We start from the raw sequence: 18055 nt of genomic DNA, 5'->3' as shown, positions 1-18055 counted from the left end.
GCGTCACTTCCGGCTTTACTCTTCGCCGCCCGCGACCGCGGCGACCAGCGCGAGGTCCGCGGTCCGGACCGAATCGAGGTTGAACTTCTTCGCACCCGCGGCCATGCGCGTGAGCGCCTCGCCGATCGGCATCGGCGGTTTCGTCTCGCCCTTCTTCAGCTTGTGAAACCGCACGGGATTGATCCGCGCGACCACGTACGCCCGCAGATACGGCGACTTGAAACCGCGGCTCTGGAGACCCTCGATGATGCGCTTCACCTGCGCGTCGATGCCTTCGAGGCGCGCGGCATACGCCTCTCGGCTCCGCAGGCTCACGGCGAGCGTGCGGTCGCTGAAGCGGTCGACCTTCTTCAGGAACGGGCTGTACGCGCCGCCCGCGAAGCGGCCGTTGCGCTCATAGACGATCCCGAGCGTCAGCAGCTCCGGCGCCTCGAACTCGGCGGTGAACTCGGCCTCTTTCGATCCCGGCCGGCGCTTCGCAAGGCTGCGCGCCATGCGGATCACCTCGAGGCTGCGATCCTTGAGGTTGTGCGCCTTTTCCGTGTTGAGCGCGAGGATGCGGAACGCGAGGTCCTCGTCCGGCGAGACGAGCGCGGTGACCTGCTTGAGGCCGAGCACCTTGGCCGCCGCGAGCCGATGGCGGCCGTTCGGGGTCCACAGTTTTCCGTCCTCGCCGCGCACGACGATCAGGGGATCGAGAAACGAGCCGGCCTCCTCGATCTTCGCGGCGAGGCGTTTGGTGTGCGTCGGCGAGAGGTCGCGCTGGAACGGCGTCGGTTCGACGGCGTCGACCGGGAGGGCGGCGAGCAGGAGCGCCCTCCCGGACAACGGCTCGCGGTAGGCGCCGAGCGCCGCACCGCCCGCGGCCCGGACCTCCGCCACCAGGGGCGCGACGTCGGCCCCGTCCAGCCCGAGCGCGATGTCGGCGGCGTCGAGCCCGCGCTTCTCGCGTCGCGGCGAGAGCCGTCCGCGCTTCTTCGTGGCCGGCGCCTTCTTCCGGACAGCTGCCTTTCCGGCCATAAGAAGCGTCAGGCGACCGGGGCCCACCCGCCCGGCACGGCGGGCGCGGCACCGAGGTACCCGCGGCGGCGGCGCACGCACGCGGCGTTGCACGCCCGCTCGCCGTCCGGATCGTAGAACGCGACGCCCCTGCCCGAACGCTTCGCGTTGTACATCGCGACGTCGGCGTGGCGGACGATCGTCTCCGTGGTCGTGCCGTGCTCGGGATACATGGCGATCCCCAGGCTGCCCCCCACGCGCAGCTTGTGCGGATGGATGAGGAAGTCGTCCTCGAGCGTGAGAAGCACTTCGCGCGCCACGCGCTCGGCGGACGCGGTGTCGGCGAGGGGAACGAGCACCGCGAACTCGTCGCCGCCGAGCCGGGCGACCGTGTGGGGAGGCAGGATCCGCTCCCGCAGGCGCTGCCCCACCTGCTGCAGCAGCAGGTCCCCGACGTGGTGCCCGAGACCGTCGTTGATTTCCTTGAAGCCGTCGAGATCGAGGATGAGCAGCGCGAAGCGTCCGGCCGGCGTCTGGAGCGCCGCCAGGCGTTCGTGCAGGAGCGCGCGGTTCGGCAGCCCGGTCAGCGTGTCGTGCGTGGCGAGGTGCGCGATGACCGCTTCCTGGCGCTTGCGCTCCGTGATGTCGGTCACCGATCCCGACACCCGAACCGCGCGACCGGCCTCGTCGCGCGTCGCCTTGCCGCGCATGAGCATCCAGCGGGGCGCGTCCGGACCCGGCAGCGTCCGGAACTCCGCGAGAAAGAGCTCGCCCTCCCCCGCGCCCGCCAGGTATCTGTCGAGCTGCTCCTCGACCCGGAACCGGTCGTCCGGATGCATCGCCTCGCCGAAGACCTGCCTGGGCCCGCGGACGAAGTCGTCCTCGCCGCCCCGTCCCAGCATCTGGCGCAGCCGGGGCGAAAGGAACGCGCGATCGGCGGCGAGGTCCCAGTCCCACACCCCGTCCTCCGTGCCCTCGACCGCGCGGCGGAACCGCTCCTCGCTCGCGCGCCGCGTGCGCTCGAGACGATGGGCGCGCAGGAACAGGAGCACCGCGATTCCGGCGAGCAACACGAGCGCCGCGGAGAGGGCCGCCATGCCGGCGAAGGTGCGCGATTCGCTTTCGCGCTCGGCCCGGCGCCGGGCGACGAGCCCGGCATCGGTCGACGCCGCCGGATTGAAGATCTGCGCCTGGTAGCGGTCCTGACCGTACCGCCGGATGAGCTCCTGCGCCCGGTCCGAGACGAGGTAATCCAGAAACGCCTGGGCCGCCTCCTGATGCGCTCCCGGCACGCGCTCGCGGTTCACGACGATCGCGGAATAGTAGTTGCGCAGCAGCACGTGATCGCGGACCAGCGGGATCACGCCGCCTCCCAGCTCTTCGCGCAGCACGAGGTAGGTCGCGAGATCGGCGAAGGTGTAGCCGCCGAACAGGTCCGCGTAGCGCAGGGCCGCCTGCGGACTGGCGAACGTTCGCTCGTAACCGATCCAGTCCGGCCGCACGCCCGCAAGCTCCCAGAGCTCCTCGAGCTTGCGTTGCGTGCCGGAACGGTTGTCCGGCGCGAAAAAGGGCGCGCCGGCGCGCGCGAGACGCCGGAGGGCCGCGACCGGATCGCGTTCGCCGCGCAGCCGCAGGGGATCGTCGGAGGGACCGAAGACGGCGAACTCGTTGTACATGACGAGCGTGCGCAGCACGCCGTAGCCTTCGCGCACGAACTGCTCTTCGCTCGGCGCGTGGTGGGTGATGACCAGATCGGCATTGCCGCTGCGCGCCGCATCGAGCGTGGCGAGGGAGCCGAAGGGCAGCAGGATCACGTGCGCCTGCGGCGACATCTCGCGGTAATCGGCCGCCAGCGCGCCGAAGAGCCCCGTATCGAGCGCGGTCTGGGCCACGGCGATGCGCAGGGGCGGCCCGGTCTGAGCGTCCGCACGACCCGCGACCAGCAGGAGCCCGACGACCGCGAGCCAGAGCCGGCCCCGGCGGGGAACTGCGGTCACGTCGTTTTGCATGGGGCCAGCATTCTCCCACCCCTCCCGTTGCCGTGCCTCTTACAGACCGGCGGAAGGGCTTGTTTATTCCGGTGCCGAAGCGACCCCGCCCGCGCCCGTCGCCTCCGGAGCCATTCTGCCCGCAAAACGCGCGGTTCAAAAGCCGCGGGTACGGCCTGCCCGCCGGCGGCTCCTCGCGGGCACGGGTCGGTCGGTGGATTTGCCCGCCGGGCCGGCCTGCAGGCAGAATGCGCCCCTTTGCAGCCAAACCAGAGAGAGGAAAAGACGATGCGGTTGATTCTGTTGGGCGCTCCGGGCGCGGGTAAAGGCACCGTCGCGAAGATGCTGACGGCGATGGACGGCTCGGTGCAGATCTCCACCGGCGACATTCTGCGCGGCGCGGTCGCGGCCGGGACCGATCTCGGCAAGCAGGCCCAGGACTACATGAAGCGCGGCGACCTCGTGCCGGACGCGCTCATCCTCGGGATCATGGAGAAGCGCCTGCAGGAGCCGGACTGCCGGAAAGGCTTCCTGCTCGACGGCTTCCCGCGCACCATCCCGCAGGCCGAGGCATTGAAGCAGATGCTCGCGAAGCTCGGCATCAAGCTCGACATGGCGGTGAACATCGACGTGCCGCGCGAGGTGATCCTCGACCGCCTGACGACGCGGCGGACCTGCTCGAACGCCAAGTGCCAGGCGATCTACAACGTGAAGAGCAACCCGCCGAAGCAGGCCGGCGTGTGCGACAAGTGCGGCAGCCCCGTCGTGCAGCGCGAGGACGAAACCGAGGCCGCGATCAGCCACCGGCTCGATACCTATAATGAGAAGACCGCGCCCCTCGTCGGCTTCTACGAAAAGGAAGGCATGCTGCTGACGGTGCGCGCGACCTCGAGCGAGGCCGTGATCGACGCGATCAAGCGCAAGCTCGCCGCCTAGTCAGTCGCGGTAGCGGCCGGCATCGCCATTGCGCGATGCCGGCCGTTTTCGTCCCTCGCCTCGCGACACCGGTGCCCGGTCGAGTTGCAGGCTCGGAGTTCTGCTGCGCCTCCGGGGCGCGCTTCAACACACTTACCACTCATCACTTTTCACTGCCGTTTTGATAGGCTGTTCCCTCAGCGGACAAGGCATGGAGTCGCAGTCATGGTCACGAAGCCCGAGGAAAAGATGCCCGAGCCGAAGATGGACGCAGCCGCGCTCTATCGCGAGGACGTCTACACGGACCGCAAGGTCGGAACCATCCGCCGGCTCGTTCCGGTGAAGGCGGACGGCTCGCCCGACGACGCGCGCAAGCCCTCGTACATCGGGGAGGCGCAGATCCTGACGACGGTAGGGTCGATGCCGCTGAGCTTCGAGATCCCCGCGCAGTCGCTCGAAGAGGCGATCGCCAGGTACGGCGACGCCGCAAAGCGTGCCGTCGAACGCGCGGTGCAGGAGCTGCAGGAGCTGCGGCGCCAGGCCAGCTCTTCAATCCTGATCCCCGAGCCCGGGGCAGGTGGCCTGGGCGGCATGCCGGGCGGCGGCCTACCGGGGGGCGGCCTCCCGGGCGGCGGGAAGATCAAACTACCCTGAGTCGCGTGCCGGCCGTTTCAACGCACGCTTATCGCCGTTAGCGAGAAGGGTCGCGCGGCCCGCCGACCGTCCCGCCGGGCACCGTCCCGCCCGGGACCGGACCGCCGGGCACCACCCCGCCGGGCAGCACGCTTTCCGCGCCTCCCGATAACGTCCCACCCGTTCCGCCGGTCAGTCCACCCGAGATCCCGCCGGGCGCGGTTCCCGTGACCCCGCCCGGGGTCGTACCCGATACCCCCGGCGTCGTGCCGGGCACGCCGGGAGCCGTGCCGGGAACCCCGGTCGTCCCCATCGGGCCGGCTGGAGCGCCGCCGGCGGCTCCGGTCGGCGGCGTCCCGGGAACGGCACCGGCACCGGTGCCCGTCGCGGTTCCGGGCGTGCCGGCAGCAGGAGCACCGGGAACCGTACCCGGTACAGCCGGGCCGGCCGCCGGTGCGGTGGGAGTGCTGCCGGAGGCCGCACCGGCCGCGGTTCCGGCCGGGGCGCCGCCGACGGTGCCGGCGGCCGGGGGTTGAGGCACAGCGCTTGCGGGTGGGGGAACGGCGGTCACGCCGGGAGGCGCGGCCGCCGGAGTGGTCGGTGCCGGAGCGGTGGCTCCCGTGGCCGCGTCGCCATCGGGAAGCGGCCCGGTGCCGCCCGGGACGCTGATCACACCGGGTACGGTTCCCGTCGAACCGCCGGCGGCCGCGCCGCCCGGTGCGCCCGTCCCGCTGCCTCCGGAGGTCCCGCCCCCGCCCGCTGCGCCTCCCGCGGCTTGCGCCAGCGCCAGACCGGGCAAACCCGAGAGCGCGACCGCCAGTAGTGCTGCCCTGCCCCACCTCATGGTGACCTCCGTCTGCGAACCTCGCACACCCGAACCTTAAGGAAGGGAGAGAGGCGAGTCGTTAGGGGATAGCCATGAGCGGGGTCAGGGGGGCGCCAACCCGTCCTCCGGCTCCGACTCCACCCGCCCCTGGCGTTGCAGCAGCAACGCGGTCAGCCAGCAGAGCGACGCCCAGGCCGCTCCGGCGAGCCAGCCGGCGAGGACGTCCGTGGGCCAGTGGACGCCGAGGTACACGCGCGTCACGCCGACCAGCAGCGACAGCACGACCGCGACGCCCAGCAGGTACAGCCGCAGCCGGAGCGACGGCTGAAAGCGCGCGAGCAGCGCGCCCAGCGTGAGATAGACGACGGCCGACATCATCGCGTGGCCGCTCGGGAAGCTCGACGTGTACGTGTACGAGGCGTGCGGCACGAGCGCGGGTCGCGGCCGACTGTAGCCGCCCTTGAGGAGCATGGCGGCGAGGAGACCCGTACCGACCGCGAGCAGCACGTACACGGCGGCGTGGCGCTTGCCCTGCAGCGCGAGGAAGCCGGCGACGGCCAGCGTCATGGCGGTGAGCACCCCGACGCCGCCCAGCGCGGTGAAGTCCCGCGCAAGCTCCTCGAGCCACTTCGGCCCGATCGGGTCGGCGAGGTCGGCCGCCGACCGCAGCGCGAGGAGCAGCGCCTCGTCGGTCCGGTGGGCGTCGCCCTCGGCGACCTCGTCGGCGAGCTCGGCGAACGACCACGTGAGCAGCACGACCACGAGAGCGAGGGCGAGCAGCAGGACCTCGCGCCGGTTGCCCGGATCGGCGATCGCCCAGCGGCGGGTGGCCGGCTCGTTCTCCTTCGGATGCCCGTGCATCGAACCTCGCACGGTCCGATTTTCCGGGTGCCCCGTCAAGGCCGGGGTGCGTGGAAGGACGGAAGGCCTGCGGGAGAGAGCGGCACGCGGACGCGCGCCGTCGCGGATCAGAAATCGTAGACCAGCGTGACCGAAGTGATGCTGTCGAGCTTCTCGGTTCCCTCGGGCACCTCGCTGTTGTGCAGCATCTTGTAGGAGAGCTTCATCGCGAGGTTGCCGTTGATGCGCAGCTTCAGCCCGGTCTCGGACTCGCTGTGCGTGTTGTCCGACCCGATCTCCGTGAACGCGACCTCGCTGAACTCGGCGGTCTTCGTGAGCTGCCAGGCATAATTGCCCGCCAGGCGCACGATGCCGTCGTCGTCCCGGTTCCCGTCGGCGAAGCGCGTGTGGCTTCCGCCCGCGCCGATCTCGAGATCGAGGCGCTGCGTCTTCCATCGCATCCGCCGACCGTAACCGACCGTCTCCGAGTAGCGATAGTCGTACGGCGCGAACTCGTCGTTCTCGTAGCGCAGGTTTCCGAAGAGGTAATTGCGCTCGTCGAGCTTGTAGTTCGTCGCGGCCTGGCCGACCGTGCGCCTGGCGACCGTGCCGACGTCGTCGGACGCGCTGAGGTACTCGGCCGTGAATCGGTTGCGCCACTCGAGCGACTCGTGCACGGCGTTGAGCTTGGCGTTGATCGTCGTCGTCTGCGAATTGCCGCTGGTGTCGACCAGCCCGAACTCGGCCGAAGCCTTCCAGCCGAGGCCGTTGGGCGCGGCCGCCTCCTCGGCCAGAGCCGGGCCGGCCGCCAGCAGGACAGTCACGGTGAGGACACGCATCTTCACGGCGGGCGTACTCCTTGATTTCGGCGAAACGGGCCGCGCGGGACGGACGGCGGCGGGCGGCGAACGGAACGGGCGCGTTTTACCCCGCGGCGCGAAGCGGATGAACCGAGCCGGGGCAATCGACCGATACGCGGTACCCTCGCTGCGATCAGGTGCAGGTTCCCGGCATCCGTGCGGGCGGGCTACCGGCCGCGCCGGCGTGCGGGTGTAATGGCGTCACCGCAACTCGCGAGGGCGCGTCGTGGCCTGGCTGGTCGAGCAAGTGCAGAACTGGGGCTACTGGGCCCTGTTCCTGCTGACCTTCCTCGAAACCTCCGCGCTCCTCGGCCTGCTCGTGCCCGGCGAAACGGTGGTGGTCGTCGCCGGCTTCCTGGCCGCGCAGGGCATCCTGAGCCTGGGCGACGCGATGTGGATCGCGGCCGCGGGCGCGCTGGCCGGGGACAACACCGGGTATCTCCTCGGACGCTACTTCGGCGACGCCTTCATGCGCTACGCGCAGCGGCTGTTCCTGCCCGAGGAGCACCTGCTGCGCGCGCGCCTCTTCATCGACCAGTACGGCGGCAAGACGATCTTCTTCGGGCGCTTCGTGGGCTGGTTCCGGTCCTTCGGCCCGCTCGTCGCCGGCGTGGCGAAGCTCTCCTACCCGCGCTTCCTGTTTTTCGACCTGTACGGCGCCGTCCTCTGGGCCGCGACGTTCACGCTGCTCGGCTACTTCGCCGGCAGCAGCTGGGAGATCGTGAAGACGTACCTCGGCCGCGCCGGCATCGCGATCGCGGCGCTCGTCGCGCTCGCCCTGTTCGCCTGGCTGTTCCTGCGCAAACGCCGGCGCGTGCTCGATCACCAGCTTGGCCGGCTGGACCGCCGGCTTTCCGCCCTCCTGCCCAACGTCTGGGCCTTCGCCAAGGACCGCTTCCGGCCGCGCGGGTGGTACGGCCTCAACCTCACGGTCGGTTTCGTGCTGCTGGTGCTCGCGCTGGCGGCGCTCGCGGGGATCGTCGAGGACGTCATCCACTTCGAGACGCTCGCGGCGCTCGATCTGCGGGCGCGGAACCTGGTCGAGTACCTTCTCTCGCCGAACGTCACGCAGCGGCTCGTCACCGTCACGAACGTCAGCGCCGTGTCGCTGATGGCGGCGAGCGCGGCGGGCCTGCTCGTCTATCTCCTCGGGGTCGGCGATCGCCTGCGCGCGTACGCGTTCCTCGTCGCGGTCGGCATCGGCGAGCTCGTGCTCGTCGTGCTGCGCGCCGCCTTCCAGGAGGCGGAGCTCGCCAATTTCCCGAGCGGCTACGCCTACAGCGCGATGCTGATCTACGGGTTCGCGGCCTACGTCGCCTGGTGCCGGCTCGCCGGCGAGGTGCAGCGCTTCGCCGTCTACTCGGTCGTCATCGCGCTGATCCTGCTCGTCGGTTTCGCCCAGATATACCTCGAGGTCCACTGGCTGACCGACATCCTGGCCGGGTACGTCGCGGCGTTCGCGTGGCTCGTGTTCGCGATTCTCCTCGTGAGCGCCACGTACGAGGCGGGCAAGACCCCCTGATTCCTCGTATGTCGCATCGCCTTCCCGAATCGACGGACCGGGGGTGCGGCGGTCGCGTTTTCATCGCGATCAGCCGCTTAACGATGGAAGCTCGAAATCATCCGAACAAACCGGGTGGAAACCCCTAAGGGAACGAAAGGAGAGAAAAGTCGAGAGAAGCGGAGTCGAATAGACGTCGAGGACAGCTTCAGCAACTGTCCTCCATTTACTCCTTAAAGAAATAATTCGCAGGCCCCGTCAAAGCGGGGCCTCTTTTTTTGGCGCTCGCGCGCCCTACACGACGCTGCCGAATCCCCTGTCGACAGCGCCCGCCGGCGGGGTCAGCCCGGCGATGCGGCAGCCCTGCGCCACCGGGCCGGCCGGGAAGAGCGTGTACAGATACCGGATGCCGCCCTTGGCGTGAAACTTCTCGTCCAGGGCGTCGTGCAACTCGCGCATGTTCCGCGCGATCTCCTCGTGCTTCGCGAAGTACTCCTGCAGCGCGCGCACCGCCTCCCAGTGATCCTCGCCGGGCTGGAGGCCTTCCTTGCGCGCCGCCTCGAGCGCCGCCTCGGCGCTCCAGTCGGCCGGCGCATGCGGGAACCTCGGGTCTTTCGCGGGGCTGTCCGCTTCGCGGATCGCGTCGATGAGGCTTGCCATGGTCTGTCTCTCCTTTCTCGGTGTCGGCTCCATTCTGCCGCCGTTTCGCTTCCCAGGAAAACGGAACGAGTCGTCATGGCGAGGGGGCGCCACGATGGCGTAAATCACGCGGGACACGAGATCCGCCTCGCCGCACTCGCCATGACGGCCATCCGCCGTCAACCCTCCGAATCAACCCTGATCGTGATCGCAGACACCGCGATACTCCTCCGGGATCTCCGGCGGGCACTCGCCGCAGCGCTCGTTGCCCGGCACCGCGAACGCGATCTTGCGCGGATAGGGCAGGTTCAGGTTCGCCATGATCTCGAGGAACTCCTCGAGCGACTTGTTTCCTCCCAGGCGCGGGTTGCGGTCCTTCTCCTGGGCGATCGAGCTGACGCGCCGTCCGCTGTAATCGTGGCACGGATAGACGAGCGTCTCGCCGGGAAGCGCGAAGAATTTTTCCTGGATGCTGCGGTAGAGCGTCTCCGCGTCGCCCGACTGGAAATCCGTGCGGCCGCAGCCGTCGATGAGGAGGGCGTCGCCGGTGAAGAGCATCCTGTGCGTGCCGTCGTCGATCAGGAACGCGTGGTGGTGATCGGTGTGGCCCGGCGTGTAGAGCGGATGCAGCTCGATGGTCCCGACGCGAAACGGCTGGCCTTCGCGCAGACCGACGTCGGCGCACGGCAGCCCGACCATCGCCGGGGCGGCGATGCGGCTTTCGGCGAGCGACTTGAGCCGCCTCGCCCCGGTGAGGTGATCGGCATGAATGTGCGTGTCGAGCGTCGTGGTGAGCCGGAGGCCCATCGCGCGCAGCACCTCGAGATCGCGATCGACGGTATCGAGCACCGGGTCGATCAGCGCGGTCTCGCCCGTCTCCGGGCAGCTCAGGAGATAGGTGTAGGTGGAGGAATCGGGTTCGTAGAGCTGCCTGAAGATCATCCCTGTCTCCCGTGGTCCCGCGGCGCCTCGCGGCGCGCGGCCGACCGACGCGCTCAGGCGCGCCCGACGTTCGTGTCGGTCGGCTGGTGGAAGTACTCGCTTTCCTCGGCGAACCGGCGCGTCAGTCGGAGCAGCTCCTGGAGCCGGCCCTCGGCGGTCGCGATCGGCTCGCAGTCCTCGCACTTCGGATCCCCGCACGGCTGGCGCGAGTAGAGCCAGTACTGGATCGCGCCCGCGAGCAGGCCGTCCGCGATGTCCCAGAGGTCCGCCTCCTGGTCCTTCTCGGCCACGCGGTTGCCGAGGGCAACGGCCTTGTCGAAGATGTGATCGAAAACGGTCTCGGGCTCTGTCATGACACGGTCCGGTCCGGAGGAGAAGCAAGCGCCATTCTACAAAACCCGGTCGCGGGCTCGTAGCTCGGCATTTCCCCTCCCCGGATGAAACACCATCCGGAAGCGCCGGCCGGCGCGGGTCCGCCCCGGCCGCGTGCTAGCTTTTCAGGGAGGCACTGGCGAGTCGGGCATGCGCGCGCACGCGAGACGATCGGCGGGAAACAGGACACTGCCGGCAGGCAACCCGGGCCGGCCGGCGGCGCCGGCGCGGCCGTCGGCGTGGCGGCGCCTGAGCCTCGGGCTGCGCTGGGTACGGTGCGGCTGGCGACTTTTCCTGCGCAATCCCTGGCTGCTCGGCGGCATGGGCGTGACGGCGGCGGCCCTGCTCACCCTGCTCGGCTCGGTGCCCCTCGTGGGCGGCGCCCTCGTTGCCCTGATCGCCCCGGTATTCCTCTCCGGGGCCTATGTCGCGATCGACGAGCTCACGCTGCAGAGAAAGCCGGTTCCGGCCGCGTTGCGTCTCGTCGTCCTGAGGCGGTCGCCGCTCGGCCTCGTACGCGGGCTGCACGAGCCCGAGCGGGCCATTCCGATCATGCTGGTCGCCCTCTACAGCATGACGGCGTCGCTGGCGATCCATTTCGCGGTCTGGCTCATCGCCGGAAGCACCTGGTCGATGCCCTGGAACGCCCTGGCCGGACTCTCGCTCGTGACCGTGCCCGCCGCCTACGCCCTCGCGACCGCGCTGACGCTGCTGCTCTCGGCATCGCTCGTCTATGCCCTGCCGCTCGCCTTCCTGCAGGACGAAGGGCTCGGTACTGCGGTCCCGTTGAGCTTCAAGGCGAGCCTGCACCACGCGGCGGCGCTCGCCGTCCCGGTGCTGATCGTCCTCGCACCCGTTGTGCTGCGCGCGATCGTGCACGCCCGCTCGCCGCTCGCCGCGCAGCTTCTCGGTGTCGCGGCCGGCGGCCTCGCCCTGCCGCTCCTCGCGACGAGCCTTTACTGCAGCTATCGCAGCCTGTTCCCCGACGCTCCGGCGACGCCTGGGCGGCGCACGTGATTCGTCGAAGAGCGAATCGCGGGCATCGGCTCGACGCGCGCCGGCCGCGTCTCCGACGACGGGCCGTTCAGCCGATGGCCTCGAGCTCTTCCCAGCGGGCGTACGCCCGCTCGAGCTCCTCGCGCAGCGCGTTGAGCCGCGCCATCGCGTCGGCGATCGCGGCCCCCTCCTGCTGATAGAAGTCGCTCCGGCTCACGCGCGCCTCGAGCGTCTGCTGCTCGGCCTCGAGCGACTCGATCCGGCCGGGCAGGCTTTCGAGCTCGCGCTGCTCCTTGTAGCTCAGCTTCTTCTTCTGCTCGGCGGCCGTCTTCTCGCGCCGCGGCGCCGGCGAAGCGGCCTGCGCGCGCGGGCGCGCGGCTTCCTGCGGGCGATCCCGCCGCTGCCGCAGCCAGTCCTCGTAGCCGCCCACGTACTCGCCGACCCGGCCGTCGCCCTCGAACACCAGCGTGCTCGTCACGACGTTGTCGAGGAAGGCGCGGTCGTGGCTCACCAGCAGCAGCGTACCCTCGTACTCGGCGAGCAGGTCCTCGAGCAGCTCCAGGGTATCGACGTCGAGGTCGTTGGTGGGCTCGTCGAGCACCATCATGTTCGCCGGCTGCGTGAAGATCTTGGCGAGGAGCAGGCGGTTGCGCTCCCCGCCGGAGAGGGACTTCACCGGCGAGTCGATGCGCTCCGGAGGAAACAGGAAGTCCTTCAGGTAGCCTATGACGTGGCGGCGGCGCCCTTTCACGTCGATGTAGTCGCTGCCCTCGCTCAGGTTCTGCCGCACCGTCTTCTCCGGATCGAGGCCGCCGCGGTGCTGGTCGAAGTAGGCGATCTGGAGGCGCGTGCCGATCTTCACCTGTCCGCTCGTGGGCTCGAGCTCGCCGAGGATGAGCTTGAGCAGCGTGCTCTTGCCGGACCCGTTCGGACCGACGATGCCGATGCGGTCGCCGCGGACGATGTGCGTGGAGAGGTCGCGCACGATCCAGCGGTCGCCGTAGCGGAAGCTGACCGCGCGCAGGTCGACCACGAGCTTGCCCGACAGCGCGCCGGCATCGACCGCGAAGCTCGCACGGCCCTGCGCGTCGAGCCGCTGCGCCCGCTCCTCGCGCAGCCGCAGGAGCGCCCGCACGCGGCCCTCGTTGCGCGTGCGCCGCGCCTTGATGCCCTGGCGGATCCATGCCTCCTCCTCCGCGAGCTTCTTGTCGAACTTCGCCGCGGCCCGCGCTTCGACCTCGAGCAGCTCGTCCTTCTTGCGCAGGTATGCGTCGAAGTCGCCCGGGAAGGACGTGAGCCTCCCGCGGTCGAGCTCGACGATGCGCGTCGCGAGGTGCTTCAGGAACGTGCGGTCGTGGGTGATGAACATGAGGCCGCCGCGGTAGGCGAGCAGGAATTCCTCGAGCCACGTAATCGCCGCGATGTCGAGGTGGTTCGTCGGCTCGTCGAGCAGCAGCAGGTCGGGCTCGGCGACGAGCGCCCGTGCGAGCATCACCTGCCGGCGGATGCCGCCCGAGCAGTCGCGAATGCGCTTGTCCGCGGGCAGGCCGAGCCGGCTCAGCACCGTCTCGACCTTCTGCGAGATGTTCCAGCCGTGGGCGGCCTCGATCCTGGCTTGAAGGCCCGCCAGGCGCGCGAGCGATTCCGGGTCCGATCCCGCCGCGTGGGCCGCGTTGTGGTAGTCGGTGAGCAGCCGCCCGAGCTCCCCGAGCCCTCTCGCGACCGCCTCGTACACGGTCTCGTCGCTGTCGGGCGGCACCTCCTGCTCCAGGTGCGCGATCCGCAGCGTGTCCGGGTGCCAGAGCTCCCCGTCGTCCGGCACCGCGGCGCCGCTGATGACGCGAAACAGCGTCGACTTGCCCGTGCCGTTGCGGCCGACCAGGCACACGCGCTCGCCCGCCTCGATCTGGAAGTCCACGTGCGCGAGCAGCGGCAGATGGCCGTAGGCGAGGGAGACGTTCGAGAGCGTGAGCAAGGTGGTCATGCGGGGACGGCGGCCGGGAAAGCTCCGGCGGCGGATTGTAACCCGGCGATTCCGTCCGGCAAGTTGGCGCGAGGGCGCGGACGTGCGGGAGAATCGGCGGCAATGCAACCCGTCCATCAGCTGCTCAGCCGGATTCGCTGGGATCCCCGCTTTCGGGCCGGGCAGTTCGCGATCGGCTACTACGATCGCATCGAGCGCCGCGTCCGCGTCGTGCCGCTCGAGCGTGTGGCCTTCCCGCGCGGCGACCGCTTCGTCTTCACCCTCTGCGACGAGGAAGGCGCGCTCCACCGCATCCCGTTCCACCGCGTCCGGCGGGTGTACCGGGATGGACGCGTGATCTGGGAAAGGCGGGGGCCGGCGACACGCGCTGAGCGGTGACAGATCGGGGAGCGCCTCTATTGGCGCACTCCAGGTCGAACCGGGCAACTCGGCACTGCTCCCGGGATCCCGGACGGTCGGAAATCACAGCGACCCGATGTGCTCGACCATGCGCTTGCGCGCGGCCGCGTCCGGAAGCGGCCCGTAGCCGGCGCCCATGTTGTCCTCCATGTGCCTGACCTTCGAGGTCGCGGGGATCGCGCACGTGACGGCCGGGTGGGACACCGCGAACTTCAGAAAATACTGCCCCCAGCTCGCGATCGCGAGCTCGCTTGCCCAGGGCGGCAGCGGTTTGTTGCGCACCTTGTCGAACAGGCCACCGCGCTGGAACGGCCGGTTGACGAGCACGGCGATCCCGCGGTCGGCCGCGAGCGGGAGCAGCCGGTCCTCGACCTCGCGGTCCTCGAGGTTGTAGGAGAACTGCACGAAATCGAAGCGCTCGGCCCCGAGCGCGCGTTCGAGCTCGTCGTGCATGCGCCCGTGGGACGTGGTGATCCCGATGTACCGGATCCGACCCTGTGCCTTCCAGTCCTTGAGCGTCTCGATGTGGACGCGCCAGTCGCGCAGGTTGTGTATCTGCATGAGGTCGAAGCGGGGCACGCCCCAGAGTCCGCGCGACTGCTCCATCTGCTCGATGCCCGCCTGCTTGCCGTCCGTCCAGACCTTGGTGGCGGCGAACACGCCCGGATGCTTCGTCGCCTTCAGCAGCTCGCCGATCACTTCCTCCGCCGCCCCGTACATCGGTGAGGAGTCGATCAGCAGGCCGCCGCGGTCGAAGAAGACCTGCAGCACCGGGGCGAGCGCCGAGCGCGCAGTTCCGGCCGGCGCATTGAACGTGCGCGACGTGCCGAGCCCGATGACGGGGATGCGCTCGCCGCTGGAGGGAATTGGCTTCGTGTTGACCGCGCCGGACGCGGCGCGGCCGAGGCGCGGCATCCAGGGCAGCGCGGCCGCCATCCCGAGACCCTGCAGGAAACGACGCCTTGTCCACCTCTCTCTCGACCCTGTCATCGCACCCTCCGGAATTGGCAATGTTGAATGCTTAATGTTGAATGTTGAATTGATGACGCGCGCGCAGCGCGCACCGCAATTCAACATTAAGCATTCAAAATTCAAGATTGTCCTTTCCCGGCGGCCAGGACTTCCTGGCGCCGTCCGAGCCCGTACGCGAGCCACGCCCAGGCGAGGGACAGGGGTACGGCGACGAAGGCGATGGTCCCGAGGCTCAACCCCATGGCCCGCAGCCCGGCATAGGCCCACGCGCTCACCGCGTCGCCGCCGCGGTACACCACGGTATCGATGAAGTTCTTCGCCTTGTATTTCTCCTCGCGTCCCAGCACGACGTAGAGCATCTCGCGCGCCGGGCGGGTGACGGCGTAGTCGCCCGCGCGGCGCAGGATCTGCACCGCGACGAGCACGGCGAGCACCGGCGCGAACCCGAGCGCGAGAAATCCGGCGCCGAGCAGCACGGGCACCAGGGCGAGGGTCCAGGCGATACCGAACCCGCGCACCAGCCGCGCCGTGACGAACACCTGGATCGTGAGGGTGAGCGCGTTCACCGCGAAGTCGATGGCCGCGAACACCGTGGTGCGCTCGGCCGAGCTCGCGAAGGCGTCGCGCACGATCTGCGCCTGCTGGAAGTAGAGCACCGTGGACAGCGTGGTGAAGAGCAGCATAAAGAGCGCGATGCCGAGCAGGTAGGGCGAGCGCAGGAGCAGCGGAAAGGCGGCGAGCACGCGCCCGCCGAGGGGGCGCGTCTCGGCGGCGCGCTGCTCCGCGGACGACGCGGCCTGCGGCTGCGTCGCTTTCCACGCGATCAACCGGTGGATGCAGACGACGGCGACGACCATGAAGCCGGCCGACACCAGGAGCAGATTCGCCGTGCCGAGCGGTCGCGCGAGCGCCGCGGCGATCGCCGGGCCGGCGAGCGCCCCGCTCGTACCGCCCGCGGCGATGAAGCCGAAGAGCCGCTTCGCCTGCGGGTTCGTGTAGAGGTCCGCCATGAAGCTCCAGAAGACCGAGACCACGAACAGGTTGTACACGCTCGTCCAGATGAAGAAGGCCCGCGCCGCGTACACGTGATCGCCTTCCGCACGCAGCAGCAGGTAGAAAGCCAGGAGGTTCGCGATGAAGAAGTAGTAGACGTACGGCAGGAAGCGGCGGCGCGGATAGCGCGACGTCACCCAGCCGAAGAGGGGCACCGCCGCGAGCATCGCGACGAACGTGCCGGTAAAGAGCCAGTGCAGCTGCTCCACGCCGCCGGCGATGCCCATCGCGTCGCGCATGGGCCGCAGGATGTAGTAGCCGCACAGGAGCGAAAAGAAGTAGGTGAACGACCAGGCGAGCGCCCGCAGCTCGTGCGCCTCGACCTGCACGAGACGCGTGAGCCAGAGATGGAAGGCGTTCGCTTCGGCGCGGGCGGAATCGGTCATTCTGTGGCGATGGTAACGGACGGACCGGGCGCGCCGGGACCGCGGACGCGGTCACGGGTCCCCGCCGCGAATTCGCGCTCAGCCCGCGGGCGTGCCATCGCGGCCGGCCAGGACGACGTCGAAGACGGCCTGGAGCTCGGCGTCCCCGCCCACGACGGGCACGAACTCGGCCATCACGAGCCCGCGGCGATCGGGCGGGATGCGACCGAAGAGGAAGTCCGCCGCGTTGCGCGGCTCGCCTTTCACGTAGAGCTGTGTCACGAAGGGCTCCGCGTCGCCGCGGAACACCGCCATGTGGATGTGCGGCGTGCGCCCCGGGTAGGGCACGGGCCGGATGGTGCGAAAACGATAGCGTCCATCGGGGTCCGTGACCGTGTGGCCGAATCCCTGGAAATTCGGGTCGCGCGGGCCTTCGTCGCGGGGATGGTGATAGCGGCCGTTCGCGTCGCACTGCCAGATCTCGATCCGCGCTCCGCGGACGGGCCGCCCCCCGACATCGAGCACCCGCCCGGTGAGATCGGTGACCCTGCCTATCGCCGCTCCGCTCGCCCCCGCCACGCGCGTGAGGTCGTTGTCCCGGTCGAGGGGAAGCTCGACCGGGTAGAACGGCCCGGCCGTCTGCGCGGGGGTCGGCTCCCGCCGGGCCGCGGCCGGCACGGCGCCGGCGACCAGGACCCCGCCGATCGCGAGGACCAGGCGACGTCTTTTCAGATCCGTCTTCATCCGTCCGAACCCCCGGGGTTTCCCCGAAAGACACGCCGGGTGGAGCGGGATCCGCCCCGACCTTCCGCGACCGCCTTCCGTGATGTGACGTCGTCCCGCCCGCCTGCCGGCGACCGCGGCAGCCGGTACGTCCCCCCACCCTGACCTAGACTTAATCAAGCCGTCAACAGGAGAGACCTCCATGACTTCCGCGCGTTCCCCGCACCGGGCAGCCGCCGTCCGGACCCTGCTCGGTTTCGTCGTCGCCCTGTCCCTGGCCGCGCACGCCGCGCGGGCGGAGCAGCCCCCGCCGGAGTACGTCCTGGGCGTGTTCCCGCACCTGCCGCCGCGCGACCTCGAGAAGGTCTTCGCGCCCATGGCCAAGGACCTCGGCGCCCGCGTGGGCCGGCGGATCGCGCTCTCCTCGAACACCACCTACGAGCGTTTCTCCGAGAACGTGGACAAGGAGAAGTTCGACATCGCGTTCATGCAGCCCTTCGATTACGTACGGGCCGCCGACAAGTTCGGTTACCGGCCGCTCGCGACCCGCACGGAGAAGCTTTCGGCGCTCGTGGTCGTGAAACAGGACAGCCCCCTCGAGTCGATCGCCGACCTCAAGGGCAAGCGCATCGGGCTGCCGCCGGAGACCGCGGCGGTGAGCGTGCTGCTCGCGAATCACCTTCGCACGCACGGGCTCAAGCCCGGTGTCGACGTCACGCTCTCGCACCACCGCTCGCACGTGTCGTGCATGCAGAAGGTCATGATCGGCGAGGCGGATGCCTGCGGCACGGCGGCGCCGGCGGTGCGCTTCTTCCAGAGCAAGATGCACGTCGAGCTCAAGGTCGTCGGGCGCACGCGCGAGATCCCGCACACCCTGTTCGCCATTCATCCGCGCGTCCCGGAGCGGGACCGGGAGATCCTGCGGCAGCGCATCCTCAGCTGGGGCGAGACCGAGGAAGGAAAGGCGCTGCTCGCGCGCGGCGAGCTCACGCCGTTCGTCGCGGTCAGCGACGCGGACTACGACGTCGTGCGCGAGCTCGCCAGATAG

At 69.8% G+C, this 18055-nt stretch carries 17 protein-coding genes; 6 read left to right on the top strand and 11 right to left on the bottom strand.

Features of this window, described 5'->3' with window-relative positions:
* Positions 1-15: 15 nt before the first annotated feature.
* Positions 16-1020: a ParB/RepB/Spo0J family partition protein gene (locus tag SVA_RS04765; RefSeq protein ID WP_096459564.1), complete on the bottom strand. Its 1005-nt coding sequence runs from the start codon at positions 1018-1020 to the stop codon at positions 16-18.
* Between the two features lie 8 nt (positions 1021-1028).
* Positions 1029-3008 (bottom strand): diguanylate cyclase domain-containing protein, encoded by a 1980-nt coding sequence (locus SVA_RS04760; RefSeq protein WP_096459561.1) that lies wholly within the window; start codon positions 3006-3008, stop codon positions 1029-1031.
* 267 nt (positions 3009-3275) lie between these two features.
* Here SVA_RS04760 and SVA_RS04755 point away from each other — a divergent pair, with 267 nt between their 5' ends.
* Positions 3276-3923: an adenylate kinase gene (locus tag SVA_RS04755; RefSeq protein WP_096459557.1), complete on the top strand. Its 648-nt coding sequence runs from the start codon at positions 3276-3278 to the stop codon at positions 3921-3923.
* A 204-nt stretch (positions 3924-4127) separates the two neighbouring features.
* Complete coding sequence (locus SVA_RS04750) at positions 4128-4556, top strand: hypothetical protein (RefSeq protein WP_096459554.1); 429 nt, start codon at positions 4128-4130, stop codon at positions 4554-4556.
* Positions 4557-5463: 907 nt separating this feature from the next.
* Here the strand turns inward: SVA_RS04750 and SVA_RS04745 are convergent.
* Together SVA_RS04745 and SVA_RS04740 are read right to left on the bottom strand one after the other, a co-directional pair.
* Entirely contained in the window at positions 5464-6222 is a 759-nt protein-coding gene (locus tag SVA_RS04745) for a phosphatase PAP2 family protein (RefSeq protein WP_096459552.1), read from the bottom strand.
* Positions 6223-6329: 107 nt separating this feature from the next.
* Positions 6330-7040: a DUF481 domain-containing protein gene (locus SVA_RS04740; RefSeq protein WP_231971889.1), complete on the bottom strand. Its 711-nt coding sequence runs from the start codon at positions 7038-7040 to the stop codon at positions 6330-6332.
* Between the two features lie 247 nt (positions 7041-7287).
* Between SVA_RS04740 and SVA_RS04735 the strand changes: the two genes are divergently transcribed.
* On the top strand, positions 7288-8583 hold the full coding sequence (locus tag SVA_RS04735) for a bifunctional DedA family/phosphatase PAP2 family protein (RefSeq protein WP_096459545.1): 1296 nt from the start codon (positions 7288-7290) through the stop codon (positions 8581-8583).
* Positions 8584-8856: 273 nt separating this feature from the next.
* Here the strand turns inward: SVA_RS04735 and SVA_RS04730 are convergent, their stop codons facing one another.
* From SVA_RS04730 to SVA_RS04720, 3 genes are all read right to left on the bottom strand, one after another.
* Positions 8857-9222, bottom strand: a complete 366-nt coding sequence (locus SVA_RS04730; RefSeq protein WP_096459543.1) for a TusE/DsrC/DsvC family sulfur relay protein — start codon at positions 9220-9222, stop codon at positions 8857-8859.
* Positions 9223-9393: 171 nt separating this feature from the next.
* Complete coding sequence (locus SVA_RS04725) at positions 9394-10143, bottom strand: MBL fold metallo-hydrolase (RefSeq protein ID WP_096459539.1); 750 nt, start codon at positions 10141-10143, stop codon at positions 9394-9396.
* Positions 10144-10196: 53 nt separating this feature from the next.
* The gene (locus SVA_RS04720) at positions 10197-10496 is read right to left on the bottom strand and encodes a hypothetical protein (RefSeq protein WP_096459536.1); all 300 of its coding nucleotides are present in this window, start codon (positions 10494-10496) and stop codon (positions 10197-10199) included.
* A gap of 169 nt (positions 10497-10665) precedes the next feature.
* Here SVA_RS04720 and SVA_RS04715 point away from each other — a divergent pair, with 169 nt between their 5' ends.
* The gene (locus SVA_RS04715) at positions 10666-11532 is read left to right on the top strand and encodes a hypothetical protein (RefSeq protein ID WP_096459533.1); all 867 of its coding nucleotides are present in this window, start codon (positions 10666-10668) and stop codon (positions 11530-11532) included.
* 67 nt (positions 11533-11599) lie between these two features.
* On the opposite strand, the gene SVA_RS04710 is transcribed toward SVA_RS04715, so the two are convergent.
* On the bottom strand, positions 11600-13495 hold the full coding sequence (locus SVA_RS04710; protein WP_096459530.1) for an ATP-binding cassette domain-containing protein: 1896 nt from the start codon (positions 13493-13495) through the stop codon (positions 11600-11602).
* 102 nt (positions 13496-13597) lie between these two features.
* Here SVA_RS04710 and SVA_RS04705 point away from each other — a divergent pair, with 102 nt between their 5' ends.
* Complete coding sequence (locus SVA_RS04705; protein WP_096459526.1) at positions 13598-13873, top strand: DUF504 domain-containing protein; 276 nt, start codon at positions 13598-13600, stop codon at positions 13871-13873.
* Positions 13874-13957: 84 nt separating this feature from the next.
* Here the strand turns inward: SVA_RS04705 and SVA_RS04700 are convergent, their stop codons facing one another.
* From SVA_RS04700 to SVA_RS04690, 3 genes are all read right to left on the bottom strand, one after another.
* Positions 13958-14884: an aldo/keto reductase gene (locus SVA_RS04700; protein ID WP_096459523.1), complete on the bottom strand. Its 927-nt coding sequence runs from the start codon at positions 14882-14884 to the stop codon at positions 13958-13960.
* Between the two features lie 101 nt (positions 14885-14985).
* A complete protein-coding gene (locus tag SVA_RS04695) occupies positions 14986-16305 on the bottom strand; it encodes an NTP/NDP exchange transporter (protein WP_096459520.1) in 1320 nt (439 codons plus the stop codon).
* A gap of 78 nt (positions 16306-16383) precedes the next feature.
* Positions 16384-17028, bottom strand: coding sequence for a dioxygenase family protein (locus tag SVA_RS04690; protein WP_096459517.1), 645 nt, complete (start codon positions 17026-17028; stop codon positions 16384-16386).
* Positions 17029-17209: 181 nt separating this feature from the next.
* Here SVA_RS04690 and SVA_RS04685 point away from each other — a divergent pair, with 181 nt between their 5' ends.
* On the top strand, positions 17210-18055 hold the full coding sequence (locus tag SVA_RS04685) for a phosphate/phosphite/phosphonate ABC transporter substrate-binding protein (RefSeq protein WP_096459512.1): 846 nt from the start codon (positions 17210-17212) through the stop codon (positions 18053-18055).

This window comes from Sulfurifustis variabilis, from assembly GCF_002355415.1.
Lineage (GTDB): Bacteria > Pseudomonadota > Gammaproteobacteria > Acidiferrobacterales > Sulfurifustaceae > Sulfurifustis > Sulfurifustis variabilis.
Note: the sequence above shows the minus strand (reverse complement) of the source record. Positions and strands in the feature narration are given on the sequence as shown.

What these genes read in the sequence shown, in the direction of transcription:
- SVA_RS04720 (WP_096459536.1), bottom strand. Translation starts at nt 10,496, where the DNA reads ATGACAGAGCCCGAGACCGTTTTCGATCACATCTTCGACAAGGCCGTT.
- SVA_RS04745 (WP_096459552.1), bottom strand. Translation starts at nt 6,222, where the DNA reads ATGCACGGGCATCCGAAGGAGAACGAGCCGGCCACCCGCCGCTGGGCG.
- SVA_RS04760 (WP_096459561.1), bottom strand. Translation starts at nt 3,008, where the DNA reads ATGCAAAACGACGTGACCGCAGTTCCCCGCCGGGGCCGGCTCTGGCTC.
- SVA_RS04700 (WP_096459523.1), bottom strand. Translation starts at nt 14,884, where the DNA reads ATGACAGGGTCGAGAGAGAGGTGGACAAGGCGTCGTTTCCTGCAGGGT.
- SVA_RS04690 (WP_096459517.1), bottom strand. Translation starts at nt 17,028, where the DNA reads ATGAAGACGGATCTGAAAAGACGTCGCCTGGTCCTCGCGATCGGCGGG.
- SVA_RS04730 (WP_096459543.1), bottom strand. Translation starts at nt 9,222, where the DNA reads ATGGCAAGCCTCATCGACGCGATCCGCGAAGCGGACAGCCCCGCGAAA.
- SVA_RS04695 (WP_096459520.1), bottom strand. Translation starts at nt 16,305, where the DNA reads ATGACCGATTCCGCCCGCGCCGAAGCGAACGCCTTCCATCTCTGGCTC.
- SVA_RS04710 (WP_096459530.1), bottom strand. Translation starts at nt 13,495, where the DNA reads ATGACCACCTTGCTCACGCTCTCGAACGTCTCCCTCGCCTACGGCCAT.
- SVA_RS04740 (WP_231971889.1), bottom strand. Translation starts at nt 7,040, where the DNA reads ATGCGTGTCCTCACCGTGACTGTCCTGCTGGCGGCCGGCCCGGCTCTG.
- SVA_RS04725 (WP_096459539.1), bottom strand. Translation starts at nt 10,143, where the DNA reads ATGATCTTCAGGCAGCTCTACGAACCCGATTCCTCCACCTACACCTAT.
- SVA_RS04715 (WP_096459533.1), top strand. Translation starts at nt 10,666, where the DNA reads ATGCGCGCGCACGCGAGACGATCGGCGGGAAACAGGACACTGCCGGCA.
- SVA_RS04750 (WP_096459554.1), top strand. Translation starts at nt 4,128, where the DNA reads ATGGTCACGAAGCCCGAGGAAAAGATGCCCGAGCCGAAGATGGACGCA.
- SVA_RS04705 (WP_096459526.1), top strand. Translation starts at nt 13,598, where the DNA reads ATGCAACCCGTCCATCAGCTGCTCAGCCGGATTCGCTGGGATCCCCGC.
- SVA_RS04755 (WP_096459557.1), top strand. Translation starts at nt 3,276, where the DNA reads ATGCGGTTGATTCTGTTGGGCGCTCCGGGCGCGGGTAAAGGCACCGTC.
- SVA_RS04765 (WP_096459564.1), bottom strand. Translation starts at nt 1,020, where the DNA reads ATGGCCGGAAAGGCAGCTGTCCGGAAGAAGGCGCCGGCCACGAAGAAG.
- SVA_RS04685 (WP_096459512.1), top strand. Translation starts at nt 17,210, where the DNA reads ATGACTTCCGCGCGTTCCCCGCACCGGGCAGCCGCCGTCCGGACCCTG.